Below are 13,293 nucleotides of genomic sequence, written 5' to 3'. Positions count from 1 at the left end.
TCGTCAGTCGCGGTCGATGTGGTGACCCACCACCGTCGGGCCCAGCATCACGGCGAAACCGGAGCCGTCCCGTCGCGGATCGGCCGGCGGCAGGTCCACCGGGTCGCCGGTGGCGGTCGCGCCCACCGGCCGCGGGCCGATCCAGGCCACCGACAGCTCCACCTCACCCTTGAGGAACCGCTGCGCGCGCACGCCGCCGGTCGCCCTGCCCTTCGCCGGGTATGCCTTGAACGGCGTCACCTTCACCGTGGCGCCGGTCGAGGTGACAACCATCGGCTCACCGTGCGCCGTGTCGTCGGTGCGGATCGCGCCGAAGAACACCGCCCGCGCCCCGGCGGGCAGGTTGATGCCGGCCATGCCGCCACCCTTGAGCCCCTGCGGGCGCACCACCGAGGCGGCGAAGCGCAGCAGCGACGCCTCCGAGGAGACGAACGCCAGTGTCTCGGCGCCGTCGGTCAGCCAGGTCGCGCCGATGACCTCGTCGCCGTCCCGCAACGAGATCACCTCGAACTCGTCGGAGCGGACCGGCCAGTCCGGCGCGCACACCTTGACCACGCCGGCCCGGGTGCCGAGCGCCAGCCCGGGGGACCCCTGCGCGGACGACCCCAGCGGGGCCAGCCCGACGACCGTCTCGCCCGGCTCCAGCGGCACCAGTTCCGCAGCCGACATGCCGCCACGCAGCGACACCGTGCCGGACTGCTCCGGCAGCACCGGCAACGGCAACACGTCGATCTTGAAGGCGCGACCGGCGCTGGTCACCAGCAGCACCCGGCCCCGCGCGGTGGAGTGCACGATCGCGCGTACCGCGTCGTGCTTGACCCGGCCGCTGCGCCGGCGCGCCTCGGCGGCCTCCTCCGACTCGGCCGCGGTCCGCGCCACCAGCCCGGTGGCGGAGAGGATCACCTGGCACGGGTCGTCGGCCACCTCCAGCGGGCCGGCCGGCACCGAGGCGGCGAGCACCTCCTTGAGGTCGCCGTCGACGAGCGTGGTGCGCCGCGGCGCGCCGAACTGCTTGACCACGGCGGCCAGTTCGTCGGAGACGACCTTCCGAAGCACCTTGTCATCGTCCAGGATCTTCGACAGCTCGGCGATCTCGCCGCGCAGCTTCTCCTGCTCGGCCTCCAGCTCCAGCCGGTCGTACTTGGTCAGGCGGCGCAGCGGAGTGTCCAGGATGTAGCTCGCCTGGATCTCGGAGAGCTTGAACTTCTGCATCAGGCCGTCCTTGGCGGCCTGGGCGTCCTCGCTGGCGCGGATCAGCTTGACCACCCGGTCGATGTCGAGCAGGGCGATCAGCAGGCCGTCGACCAGGTGCAGGCGTTCCTCCCGCTTGCGCTTGCGGTACGCGCTGCGCCGGGTCACCACCTCGTAGCGGTGCGCCAGGAACACGTCGAGCAGTTCCTTGAGCCCGAGCGTGCGCGGCTGCCCGTCCACGAGCACCAGGTTGTTCACGCCGAAGGACTGCTCCAACGGGGTGAGCCGGTAGAGGTCGGCCAGCAGCGCCTGCGGGTTCACGCCGACCTTGCACTCCACCACCAGCCGGGTGCCGTTCTCCCGGTCGGTGAGGTCCTTGACGTCGGCGATGCCGGTCAGCCGCTTGGTCTTGTTCACCTCGTTGGTGATGGCCGCGATGACCTTCTCGGCGCCGACGCCGTACGGCAGCTCGGTGACGGTGATGGCCTGCCGGCCGCGGCTGCCCTCCAGCGGGCCGATCTCCACCCGCCCGCGCATGCGCACCACGCCGCGCCCGGTCTCGTACGCACGGCGCACCTCGTCCAGGCCGAGCAGCAGCCCGCCGGTCGGCAAGTCGGGGCCGGGGACGAACTCCATGAGCTTGTCCAGCGTGGCGTCCGGGTGGTTGATCAGCCAGCGGGCGGCCTGGACGACCTCGCCGAGGTTGTGCGGGATCATGTTGGTGGCCATGCCGACCGCGATGCCGGACGCGCCGTTGACGAGCAGGTTCGGGAACGCCGCCGGCAGCACCGTGGGCTGGGTCAGCGAGCCGTCGTAGTTCGGCTCGACGTCGACGGTGTCCTCACCCAGTTCGCCGGTGAGCAGCATCGCCTCCCGGGACATCCGGGCCTCGGTGTTGTGGTTGACGAAGCCACCGGCCAGGAAGGAGTGGTCGGCGGATTCCACTCGAACGGAATAGACCTCCGCCGGCTCGTCGGGCGAGACCGCGACGACCTTCTCGTACCGATAGCCCGCATCCATCACGGGCAGGATCGTGGCAAGGATCTCGGTGTCCTTGATGCGGTCGATGATGCGGAGTCGTTCGGTTTCCCACCGCTCGACACGATCGAAGTTGTGGCTGGTGAGCCACTTGCGTCCGCTGCCCCGACGATCGAAGTCGATGCTGCTGCGCACGTAGTCGGCCACAAAGGGGACGTGGTCCTGACTAAGCCGATGCGGGCGCAGCGGCGCATGCCGCAGCATCTTGGCCAGCACCGCCTGCTTGGTACGGAGGAAGCCGACACGAGTTGCGAAAGCCCTGATGTTTCGCGTCCCGGAAACCACCAGGCGGTGCTCCACCGAGCCACTGGGCCGGGTGTAGTGGCGTCGACAGGCGATCACGCCGAACTCCGCGAGCAGTTCCTGGACCTCCCGAGTCAGACGCTCGCTGTAGCTGGTGTACTGGATGGTGAAGCTGCTGTTGGCGACGCGGACTCCGCCGTCGCCTTCGAAGAGGGCCATCAGGAAGGCCCGCTTGATGCCCCACCCCCCTGCCCAGACGAACTCCGGCACGAACTTGTCCCTCGCCTGGTGACCGATCAGCTCGGCGAGTGGGCTCGCCCGGAAGGCTTCCATCCCGCCGGCGACGTCCTGGACGTCAAGTTCGTGTATGCGGCGACGGTCTCGGCGCGTGTGCCGGTCGCTGACGTAGCGTCGTCCACCCACGACCTGGTCGTAGGCATGCAGGACCTCGCCGAAGAAATGCTCATCGGTATTGCTGAATCCTGCCCGCGACTCGCTCGCGAAGCCTTCAGAGACCCAGGCGCCACCGAGCACGCCGAGCATGTATTCGCGAGCGGTGGGGACGACCTGCTTCCATGCGTTCCGCGCGATACAGACCACCGAGCCCGGCGTCACCTCGTCGAGCCGACGCCACTGGAAGACAGGGACACCCACCGGAGCTTCGAGGCAGAGAACCAGATGATTCTCACTACCACGGAGGGAGAATCCGGTCTCAGTCGTGATCCGGAGCGTCGGGTGGACGCCCGAGTTGAAGACCTTGTTGACGCGAACCGCTTTGCCGTCCTTGTCGAGGACTTCGAAATCGGCCTCCGCCTCGCTGTTCGGCGGCAGGTCGACCACATCACCGATCCGTGGGCTGCTGCCATCGGCCAGGCGGATCCGGGTGTCACCCACGACGCAGTAGCGCGCCGCTGCCGGGCCGTCGTCCGGCGAGCCGAAGTTGCCGTGCCCGTCGATGAGCGGGACGTTGAGCGAGAAGTCCTGTGCCAGCCGCACCATCGCGTCGTAGATCGCAGTGTCGCCGTGCGGATGGTACTTTCCCATCACATCCCCGACAATTCGGGCACTCTTGACGTGGCCGCGGTCCGGCCGGTGGCCCTGCTCGTACATCGACCACAGGATCCGCCGGTGCACCGGCTTGAGCCCGTCGCGCGCGTCGGGCAGCGCGCGGGAGTGGATGACCGAGAACGCGTACTCCAGGTAGGAGTCCGAGACCTCGGTGACCAGCGGGTTGTCGAAGACGCGAGCGCCGGCCTGGTCGAAGGCGGCCAGATCCGCCTTCGCGCGGTCGTCCTTGCGGCGTGCCATGGTGCGGTTTCCTTCCGAGACGAACCCGTTGGTCAGGCGTCGATGGCGTCGCGGTCGACCCGGTCGGCGGAGTCGATCAGCCAGTTGCGGCGGGGCTCGACCTTCTCCCCCATGAGCAGTTCGAGGATCCGCTCGGCGGCGTCGACGTCGTCGAGCGTGATGCGGCGGACCGCCCGGGTGGCCGGGTTCATGGTGGTCTCCCACAGCTCGTCGGCGTCCATCTCACCGAGGCCCTTGAAGCGCGGGATCGGCGTGACGATCTGCTTGCCGGCCTTCTCCAGCTTGCGGACCGTCGCCTCCATCTCCGCCTGGGTGTAGGTGTAGACGGTCTGCGGGTTGCGCCCCTTCGTGGTGATCTTGTGCAGGGGCGGCATCGCCGCGAAGAGCCGCCCGGCCTCGATCAGCGGCCGCATGTAGCGGGCGAACAGCGTGATCAGCAGGGTACGGATGTGCGCGCCGTCGACGTCCGCGTCGGCCATGATGAGGACCCGGCCGTAGCGCAGGGAGGACAGGTCGAACGTGCGGCCGGAGCCGGCGCCGAGCACCTGCACGATCGCGGCGCACTCGGCGTTGTCCAGCACCTGCTGGAGGTTGGCCTTCTGCACGTTGAGGATCTTGCCGCGGATCGGCAGCAGCGCCTGGTATTCGGAGGACCGCGCGAGGCGCCCTGTACCGAGGGCGCTGTCCCCCTCCACGATGAACAGTTCGCTTCTCTCGATGCCCGCGGCCCGGCAGTCGACGAGCTTGGCCGGCATGGCCGCGCCCTCCAGCGCGGTCTTGCGGCGGGCTGCGTCCTTCTGCTGCTTCTGGGTGAGCCGTACCCGGGCCGCGTCGACGATCTTCTGGAGCACCGTCCGGGCCTCGGCCTTGGTGCGCCGGTCGTCCAGCCAGCTCTTGAGGTGCGCCTCGATCAGGCCCTGGAGCACCTTGGTGATGCCGGCGGTGGACAGTTCGTCCTTGGTCTGCGAGGTGAACTGCGGCTCCGGGATGCGCACGTGCACCACGGCGGTCATGCCCTCCAGGACGTCGTCCAGGGTGGGCGCGTCCTCCTTGGGCTTGAGCAGGCCGCGGGCGTTGCGGGCGGCGTCGGCGAGGGTACGCGCCAGCGCCCGCTCGAAGCCCTTGCGGTGGGTGCCGCCGTGGGCGTTGCGGATGGTGTTGGTGAAGCACTCGACGGTGCGCTCGTAGCCGGTGCCCCAGCGGAACGCCACCTCGACCTCGGCGCGGCGCTGCACGTTGGACTGCATGACGCCGTTGGCGTCGGCGGCGTTCTCCCGGTAGGTGCCCTCGCCGGTGACCAGCAGCGTGCCGGAGACCGGACGGTCGCCGGCCGGGGCGAGGTATTCCACCATGTCGGTCAGGCCGTTGGGGAAGTGGAAGCGTTCCTCGACCGGCTCCTCGCCGGTCTCGTCGCGCAGCCGGTAGGCCACGCCGGGGACGAGGAAGGCGGTGTTGCGCAGCTTGAGCCGGACCGCCTCGGTGTCGAGCGCGGCGCCGGTCTCGAAGTAGCGGGGGTCGTGCCACCAGCGGATCGAGGTGCCGGTGCGCTGGCCGCGCTTCATCGCGCCGACGATCTGCAGGCCGGGACCGGGGGTGAACGGCGCGTCGGGGCCGGCTCCGTCGAAGACGCCCGGCACGCCGTGGCGGAACGACATCGCGTGGATCTTGCCGCCGCGCCGGACGGTGACGTCGAAGCGGCGGGACAGGGCGTTGACCGCGGAGGCGCCGACGCCGTGCAGGCCGCCGGAGGTCTTGTAGCCGGAGCCACCGAACTTGCCGCCCGCGTGCAGGCGGGTGAGCACCAGCTCGACGCCGGAGATGCCGGACTTGGCGTGCACGTCGGTGGGGATGCCGCGGCCGTCGTCGTCGACCTGGACCGAGCCGTCGGCGTGCAGGATCACGTCGACAGTGGTGGCGTGACCCGCGACACCCTCGTCGGTCGAGTTGTCGAGGATCTCGTTGACGAGGTGACCCACGCCACGGCTGTCGGTCGAGCCGATGTACATGCCGGGGCGTTTGCGGACGGCGTCGAGGCCCTCCAGGTGCGTCAGGTCGTCGGCCCCGTAGAGGGTCTCAGGCTGTGCGGTCAACTGGTCGTACTCCCAGGTCTCGGCGGTGTGGTGCCGTTCACCGTGTGACTCCCCCACGATGATCGCCGGGCGCGGCGCGCCGGAGCGAGCCTAGCCGGATGCCCTGACAGGTCGGCGGTACCGGGGCGGTGCGTTGCGCGATCGGCCTCGCGGCCGGGTCCGCGCCGCCGCCGCGTACGGCGGTCCGGCGGGCGGACGGGGCGTCCAGGCGGCACAACGATCCGCACGCCCGATGTCTTCCCCGGCGACCCGTCACAGGTGTCAGGGCATTGACGCCCGTCACACGCGCGTGATCTGATCGCCATCCCAAAGAATCTTTCACGTTTCGATGTCTGGGAGGTCGGGCATGTCCGTGTTCCGTCGTTCCGCGCTCGCGGCGGCGCTGGCGCTCGCCGCGGTGGCGTTACCCGCCGCCGCGGCGCCCGCCCAGCCGGCTGCCGCCGCGCTGCCCACCGCCGCGGTGGCGCTGGGAGACAGCTTCATCAGCGGCGAGGGCGCCGGGGCGTACGCGCCGGTGGTGGACGTCAACGGGGTGGCCCAGGGCTTCCCCGGCTGGTCCGCCGCCAACGCCAACGCCTACTTCTGCCACCGATCGCCGAACGCCTCGCTGTTCCAGGCGAACCTGCCCGGCATCTCCGCGCGGTTCAACCTGGCCTGCTCGGGCGGCCAGCCGTACGACATCGCGAACGCCTCGTCGACGCGGGCCAAGGGACGGCAGGTGGCCGCCCAGCTCGACCAGCTCCGGTCGGTGGCCCGGACCCACGACATCGACCTGGTGCTCGTCGGCCTCGGCTCGAACAACAGCTCGTTCACCTTCGGCAGCGTGGCGGAGAAGTGCGCCAACCGGTTCATCGCCGACGCCTGGACCGGCTGGTGGGAGTTCTGGGCGTACCTGGGCGGGCCGGTGGAGCAGAAGCCGTGCACCGACGCCGACCTGGGCACCGCCGCGCAGTTCGCCGCCGCCACCGCGGAGACCACCACGGCGCTGCGGCAACTGCTCACCACGCTGGACGAGATCGACGCCGACGGCCAGCACCGGGTGGTGTTCCAGGACTACACCAACCCGCTGCCGTTCGAGCTGGAGCAGAGCTACTGGACCGAGGACAGCCGGGACGACACCCGGGACAAGTTCCGCGCGCTGGGCGCCGAGCGGTACGCGGCCGGGTGCCCGATCCACCGGGCCAGCCTGGCGCCCGGGCACCGTTTCTCGCAGGGGCTCGGCACGCTGGTCAGCTCGGTGCGCGGCACGCTCGCCAACGAGTTCCCGCAGGACGACCTGGTCTACCTGAACGTGCAGCGCGCGTTCGACGGGGCCCGGCTCTGCGAGTCGACCGGTAGCCCGGGCAACGCCCTGGCCACGCCGATCCGGCTGATGGACGGCCCGACCGGCACGTTCGTCACCAGTCTCTCCGGGTTCGACAAGCTCGACATTCAGCGGATCGCCAACGCCTGCGGCACGTACTTCCAGACCTGCCAGGAGTCGTGGCACCCGAACGCCGCCGGGCACAAGGTGCTCGGCCGGTGCCTGGCCGGGGCGGCGGCCACCGGCGCCCGTACCGTCTCCTGCGTCCGCGCCCCGGACGGCACGGTGAATGTGAGCTGAGCACGCCGGACCGGGCCGGGACGAACCGGCCCGGTCCGGCGTCAGGCCCGGATCGCGGCGCCGAGCACGTGCGGCGAGGCCGGGGCCGGCAGCCCGGTCGGCGGGAAGCGGAAGCGGTCCAGCGCGGTCACCTCGAAACCGGCGGCGCGGATCGCGGCCACCGTGTCCCGGGCGGTGTGGCAGCCGGCGCAGAACAGCGGCCAGAGCGTGGCGTCGGCCAGGCGCTGGGCCCGGCGCAGGCCGGGCGTGGCGGCCACCACGTGTTCGTAGAAGCGCAGCTCGCCGCCGGGCCGCAGCACCCGCCGCGCCTCGCGCAGCGCGACCGCCTGGTCCGGCACCGAGCAGAGCACCAGCGACACCACCACCGCGTCGGCGGCGCCGTCGGCGACCGGCAGTTCCTCGGCCAGCCCGGCGGCGACGGTGACCGGGACCGGGGCGCCCGGCGCGGCGGCGTGGGCCAGCGCGCGCAGGTGGGGTTCCGGCTCGACGGCGAGCACGCCGGTCACGCTCGCCGGGTAGTGCGCGAGGTTGCGCCCGTTGCCGGCGCCGACCTCGACCACCCGGCCGCGCAGCCCGGCGGCCAGGCGGGCCCGGTGCCCGGCCACGCCGGCCTGGTCCATGGCGACGCTGGCGCGGGCGAAGAGCCGGGCGAAGATCGGATGGGAGACGGCCATCAGCGACCGGCCGGTGGCGCGCCGAGGCTGAGCAGGAGCGGGCCGGCGGATCCGTCGACCAGGTCGCCGAGGCGTACGCCGTCGAGCACGGCGAGGAAGGCGGCCTGGGCGCGGCGCAGCTCGCCGCGCAGCCGGCACTCCGCGATGAGCGGGCAGACCGGCTGCGCGCAGTTGACCACCTCGCCGTCGCCCTCGAAGGCGCGGACCACCTGGCCGACGGTGAGGTCACCGGCGTGTTCGGCGAAGGCGACGCCGCCGGAGCGGCCTCTGATGGTGACCAGGACGCCGATGCGTTGCAGCCGCTGCACCACCTTGGCGACGTGGCTGTGGGGCAGCGCGAGCCGGGTGGCGAGTTCGTCGACTGTGGCCCGGACCGGGGACGCGGCGGTGAGCATGGCGATCCGCAGCGCCATGTCTGTCGACCGGTTGAGCCTCACGCACCGACCCTAGCCATTCGGTGCCCTCGGCGACACAGGCAGATTCACGGTGACCCATGCCACCGCACTCCCGGGACCTTCGACCCTAAAAGAGGAATCCAGAAATCCTGTTTCGTGGGGATCGACCTGTTCGAGCCCCGGAAGGAGATTCGGTAGTGCTCACGGAATCCTCAGCAGCGATCGTGACCGGCACCCTGCCCGTCGTGCGGGCACACGGCGAGGCCATCACCGGCCGCTTCTACCAGCGGATGTTCGACGCCCACCCGGACCTGCTGGACCTGTTCAACCGGGGCAACCAGGCCACCGGCGCGCAGAAGGCCGCGCTCGCCTCGGCGGTGGTCGCGTACGCGGCGCACCTGACCGGCGACGGCGGCATGCCGTGGGGGCCGGTCCTGGACCGGATCGCGCACAAGCACGCCTCCCTCGGCATCACCGCCACCCAGTACCCGATCGTCGGCCGGCACCTGCTCGCCGCCGTCGCCGAGGTGCTCGGCGACGGCGTCACCCCGGAGGTGGCCGCCGCCTGGGACGAGGTCTACTGGCTGCTGGCCTGCGAGCTGATCGCCCGCGAGGCGCGGCTCTACGCGGACGCCGGCGTACCGGAGGGCGGTCCGGTGTGGCGGGACTGGCGGGTCACCGGCCGGACCCGGGAGAGCGCCGACGTCGTCTCGCTCACCCTCGCGCCGGCCGGCGGCGGCGCCGCGCCCGGCTTCACCCCCGGCCGGTACGTCTCGGTCGCCGTCGACCTGGACGGCGGCCGGGGACAGCAGATCCGCCAGTACAGCCTCTCCGGCCGTCCCGGCGCCGACCAGTGGCGGATCACCGTGAAGCGGGTACGCGGCGAGGGCGGCGCGCCCGACGGAATGGTCTCCGGTCACCTGCACGACCGGGTCGCGGTCGGCGACACGCTGCGACTGAGCCCGGCGTTCGGCGAGGTTGACGCGGCCGGCGGCGACGGGCCGCTGCTGCTGGTCAGCGCCGGGATCGGGCTCACCCCGGCGATGGCGGCGCTGGCCCACCTGGCCGACCGGGATCCGGGACGCCGGGTGACGCTGGCGCACGCCGACCGCGCCGCCGAGGCGCACGCGCTGCGCCACGAACTGCCCGCGCTGCAGCAGCGGCTGCCGAACCTGGTCCTCCACCTCTGGTATCTCGACGCCGCCGGGGCCGACCTGCCCGGCCTGAAGGCCGAGGTGTCCGCCGGACTGATCGACCCGGACCGGCTCGCGCTGCCCGCCGGGGTGACCGCGCACCTGTGCGGCCCGGTGGCGTTCATGAACCTGGTCCGGGCCAACCTGCTGCGCCGGGGCGTGCCGGGCGAGCGGATCGCCTACGAGGTGTTCGGCCCGGGGATGCTGCCGGGCTGACGCCCGGCGGCGAAACAGGACCTCCGTGGACCCGTTCTTCGGTACGGGGGCACGCGTCGACGCCCTGGCCAGGGCCGCGAGCCTCCACAGCGGAGCGGGCGGCGCGCGGAGAAGTCGACGATCTCCTGGTTAGGGGCGCAAGCCGAGGGTACGGGTGCCTCCATGCGCGTCCCCGGCATCAACGCGATCTTCCGGCCCCCACGGAAGCGGTGGACGCCGTCCCACCGGAAGCCGGGGCGCCGGCCACCCGCGTCGACACGCTCGTGGAGGCGGCGCGCCGGCTGACCGAGGGCGCCGACGCCGCGTACCGACTCGGCGCACGGGCACGCGAGGTGGCGAGGAAGCGGTCCGGTCCGGACCGATTCCTCGCCGACTGGGACCGGATCCTGGAGGACGAGAACATGCGCATCGCGATGATTTCCCAGCACGCCAGCCCGCTCGCCGCGCCCGGCGCGGAGGACGCGGGCGGCCAGAACACGCATGTGGCGGAACTCGCGTCCGCGCTCACCGTCGCCGGCCACGACGTCCGCGTCTACACCCGTCGTGACTCCCCCGCGCTGCCCGAGGCGGTCGACGCGCCCGACGGCTATCAGGTGTGCCACGTGCCGGCCGGTCCCGCGCGGCGGGTGCCGAAGGCCGACCTGCTGCCGCACACGGGCGAGTTCGGGGGCCGGCTGGCCGACACCTGGCGGCGCGGCGGCTGGACCCCGGACGTGGCGCACGCGCACTTCTGGACGAGCGGGCTGGCCACCGTGCACGCGAGCCGTCGCACCGGCGTGCCGACCGTGTTGACGTACCACTCGCTCGGCACGGTCAAGCGTCGCCACCAGGGCGTGCCGGACACCGGTCCACCGGGGCGCGCCGGTTACGAGCGGGCGCTCGGCAGGGCCGTGGACCGGGTCGTCGTGCAGTGCTCCGACGAGGTCGCCGAACTGGTCCGGATGGGCGTACCCCGGTCCCGGATGGCCCTCGTGCCGTCCGGCGTCAACGAGGCGGTGTTCCGCCCGGACGGCCCGGTCGCGCCCCGCGACCCGGCCCGCCCGCGCATCCTCACCGTCGGGCGGATGGTCGAACGCAAGGGCTTCCTGGACGTGGTCCGGGCGCTACCAGCGGTGCCGGACGCGGAGTGCGTGGTGGTCGGCGGCCCGCCGGCCCACCTGCTGCCCGCCGACACGTTCGCCCGCCGGCTGTCCGCGCTCGCCGACTCGTGCGGCGTGGCCGACCGGGTACGGCTGCTCGGCGGCGTGCCGCGCGAGGAGATGGCCGCCTGGTACCGGTCGGCGGACGTGCTCGTGGCCGCACCCTGGTACGAGCCGTTCGGGCTCACCCCGCTGGAGGGCATGGCCTGCGGTGTGCCGGTGATCGGCACGAACGTGGGCGGCATCGCCGACAGCGTGGTGGACGGGCTCACCGGCGACCTGGTGCCGCCGCGTGACCCCCGCGCGCTGGGCACCGCGCTGCGGCGGCTGCTCGGCGACAACGTGCGCCGGTTCGCGTACGCCACCGCCGCGCTCGACCGCGTCCGCAGCCGGTACTCCTGGAGGCGCTGCGCGGAGCAGCTCGTCGCCGTCTACGGCGCGCTGACCACCGCGGCCCGGCCCGCACCGGCGGTGGCGTGAGGCGACCCCTTGCTACCCACCGGTAGGGTTCGGGCCGTACCCTGATCCGGGTGAGCGGGGACTACATCCAGGAGTTCGTGGACGTCGACGGCGCGCGCCTCGGCGTGCAGGTCTACCCGGAGCCGGCCGGTCCGCCCGGCGCGCCGGTGGTGCTGATCTGGCCCGCGATGGGTGTGCGCGCCCGCTACTACCGGCCGTTCGCCGCCGCGCTGCGCGAGGCCGGGCTGGCGGTGATCGTGGCCGACCTGCGCGGCACCGGCGAGAGCACCCCCGCGCCGTCGCGCGCCTGCCGGTACGGCTACCAGGAGATGGCCGCCGACGTCGGCGCCGTGCTCGACGCGCTCAAGCCCCGGCTGGACGGCCGCACCCGGCTGCTGCTCGGGCACTCCCTGGGCGGTCAGGTGGCGGTGCTGCACCAGGCGCTGGACGACGACGACCGGGTGGACGGGCTGGCCCTGGTGGCGGTGGGGCTGCCGTGGTGGCGGACGTACCCGGGTCTGCGCGGGTGGGGCGTGCTGCCGTACACCCAGGGGATCGCCGCGACGGCGCGGCTGCTCGGCGTCTGGCCCGGCTGGGGTTTCGGCGGCCGGCAGGCCGCCGGCGTGATCCGGGACTGGGCGCACACCGCCCGCACCGGCCGGTTCCCGGCGCTGGACGGGGTGGACACGGAGGCCGCCGTGCGGCGGATCCGCACGCCGGTGCTCGCGGTCAGCGTCGACGACGACCAGTACACGCCGCACGAGACGCTCGACCACCTCTGCGGGAAGCTGGCCGGCGCACCGGTGACGCGGCACCGCTACACGGTCGCCGAGGCGGGCGCGCCGCTCGACCACTTCACCTGGGTACGCGCGTCGGCGCCGCTGGCCGCCCGGATCGCCGCGTTCGCGGGCACGCTCCCCCGCCGCTGAGCCGAGCCGGCACGCTCCCCGCCGGTGAGCCACGCCCGGGCGTGAGTCGCCCGATCGTGGGTATGCCGCACCGCCCGAACACGGCGGAGGGGGATCTGATGTCAGAACGGCACACCACGCTGCGCTCGATGCACGACCTGGGCCTGGCGGCCTGGTTCGGCGGTTCCCTGATGGGGGCGCTGGGCGTGAACGGCGCGGCGGCGCGGATCAACGACACGACCGAACGGCTGCCGGTGGCCTCGGCCGGGTGGGCGCGGTGGACGCCGGTCAACGCGGCGGCGATCGGGGCGCACCTGGCCGGCGCGGTCGGTGAGCTGGTCACCGAGAGCCCGCGGATGGCCCGCCAGGCGGGCGTGGGGAAGATGAGCGCGGTGAAGACCGCGCTGACGGTCGGCGCGCTGGCGGTGACCGGTTACAGCCGGTTGGTCGGCAGGCGGCTGGAGCGGGCCGGCGGACCGCCGGTCGAGGGGACCACCGAGCCGAACCACCACACCCCGGCGAACGTCGCCGCCAGCCAGCGGCAGATGAAGCTGCTCCAGTGGGCGGTGCCGGCGATGACCGGCGCGCTGGTAGTGGTGTCGGCGTACATGGGCGAGCAGCAGAAGCCGGGCCAGGTGTTCCGGGGCATGCTGGACCGCGCGGGCGGGCTGATGGCCGCGCCGAAGAACATCGGCAAGGTCGCCGCCGTGGGCGCGGCCGGCCGTCACCTGGTCGGGGCGACCCGCTGACCACCGCGCGGCCGACGACCCACATCGGGGTGGGTCGCCGGCCGCGCGGTGCACCGGGACCGGACCGGCCACGCCGGTGGCCAGCAG

At 72.7% G+C, this 13,293-nt stretch carries 8 protein-coding genes and 3 pseudogenes; 5 read left to right on the top strand and 6 right to left on the bottom strand.

Features of this window, described 5'->3' with window-relative positions; translation table 11 throughout:
• Window positions 1-3: 3 nt before the first annotated feature.
• The 4 genes and pseudogenes from J3R08_RS32710 to J3R08_RS11060 all read right to left on the bottom strand — a co-directional run.
• A pseudogene (locus tag J3R08_RS32710) lies at window positions 4-2,085 on the bottom strand (DNA gyrase subunit A); the annotation flags it as partial.
• A gap of 393 nt (window positions 2,086-2,478) precedes the next feature.
• A pseudogene (locus J3R08_RS32705) lies at window positions 2,479-3,072 on the bottom strand (LAGLIDADG family homing endonuclease); the annotation flags it as partial.
• An 81-nt stretch (window positions 3,073-3,153) separates the two neighbouring features.
• A pseudogene (locus J3R08_RS32700) lies at window positions 3,154-3,780 on the bottom strand (DNA gyrase subunit A); the annotation flags it as partial.
• 32 nt (window positions 3,781-3,812) lie between these two features.
• Window positions 3,813-5,927, bottom strand: a complete 2,115-nt coding sequence (locus J3R08_RS11060; RefSeq protein WP_176722910.1) for a type IIA DNA topoisomerase subunit B — start codon at window positions 5,925-5,927, stop codon at window positions 3,813-3,815.
• Between the two features lie 289 nt (window positions 5,928-6,216).
• Between J3R08_RS11060 and J3R08_RS11055 the strand changes: the two genes are divergently transcribed.
• Complete coding sequence (locus J3R08_RS11055) at window positions 6,217-7,473, top strand: hypothetical protein (protein ID WP_043325125.1); 1,257 nt, start codon at window positions 6,217-6,219, stop codon at window positions 7,471-7,473.
• A gap of 41 nt (window positions 7,474-7,514) precedes the next feature.
• Here J3R08_RS11055 and J3R08_RS11050 read toward each other — a convergent pair whose 3' ends face one another.
• Entirely contained in the window at window positions 7,515-8,147 is a 633-nt protein-coding gene (locus J3R08_RS11050) for a class I SAM-dependent methyltransferase (RefSeq protein ID WP_209961038.1), read from the bottom strand.
• Entirely contained in the window at window positions 8,147-8,584 is a 438-nt protein-coding gene (locus J3R08_RS11045; protein ID WP_209961036.1) for an Rrf2 family transcriptional regulator, read from the bottom strand. Before J3R08_RS11045 ends, J3R08_RS11050 begins: the two co-directional genes overlap by 1 nt.
• 155 nt (window positions 8,585-8,739) lie before the next feature.
• Here J3R08_RS11045 and J3R08_RS11040 point away from each other — a divergent pair, with 155 nt between their 5' ends.
• From J3R08_RS11040 to J3R08_RS11025, 4 genes are all read left to right on the top strand, one after another.
• Window positions 8,740-9,951: a globin domain-containing protein gene (locus J3R08_RS11040; RefSeq protein WP_280841757.1), complete on the top strand. Its 1,212-nt coding sequence runs from the start codon at window positions 8,740-8,742 to the stop codon at window positions 9,949-9,951.
• 401 nt (window positions 9,952-10,352) lie between these two features.
• Window positions 10,353-11,570, top strand: coding sequence for a glycosyltransferase (locus J3R08_RS11035; protein WP_064447541.1), 1,218 nt, complete (start codon window positions 10,353-10,355; stop codon window positions 11,568-11,570).
• A 50-nt stretch (window positions 11,571-11,620) separates the two neighbouring features.
• Window positions 11,621-12,478 (top strand): alpha/beta fold hydrolase, encoded by an 858-nt coding sequence (locus tag J3R08_RS11030; RefSeq protein WP_069089962.1) that lies wholly within the window; start codon window positions 11,621-11,623, stop codon window positions 12,476-12,478.
• Window positions 12,479-12,576: 98 nt separating this feature from the next.
• Entirely contained in the window at window positions 12,577-13,206 is a 630-nt protein-coding gene (locus J3R08_RS11025; protein ID WP_043330386.1) for a hypothetical protein, read from the top strand.
• The last annotated feature ends 87 nt before the right edge of the window (window positions 13,207-13,293 follow it).

It is taken from the genome of Micromonospora sp. HB375 (assembly GCF_017872985.1).
GTDB classification, from domain to species: Bacteria; Actinomycetota; Actinomycetes; order Mycobacteriales; family Micromonosporaceae; genus Micromonospora; species Micromonospora chalcea.
The sequence above is the reverse complement of the archived record's forward strand: the minus strand, read 5'-3'. Positions and strand labels throughout refer to the sequence as shown.

Excerpts from the sequence above, each read along its gene's own strand:
- J3R08_RS11050 (WP_209961038.1), bottom strand. The coding sequence starts at position 8,147 with ATGGCCGTCTCCCATCCGATCTTCGCCCGGCTCTTCGCCCGCGCCAGC.
- J3R08_RS11025 (WP_043330386.1), top strand. The coding sequence starts at position 12,577 with ATGTCAGAACGGCACACCACGCTGCGCTCGATGCACGACCTGGGCCTG.
- J3R08_RS11035 (WP_064447541.1), top strand. The coding sequence starts at position 10,353 with ATGCGCATCGCGATGATTTCCCAGCACGCCAGCCCGCTCGCCGCGCCC.
- J3R08_RS11055 (WP_043325125.1), top strand. The coding sequence starts at position 6,217 with ATGTCCGTGTTCCGTCGTTCCGCGCTCGCGGCGGCGCTGGCGCTCGCC.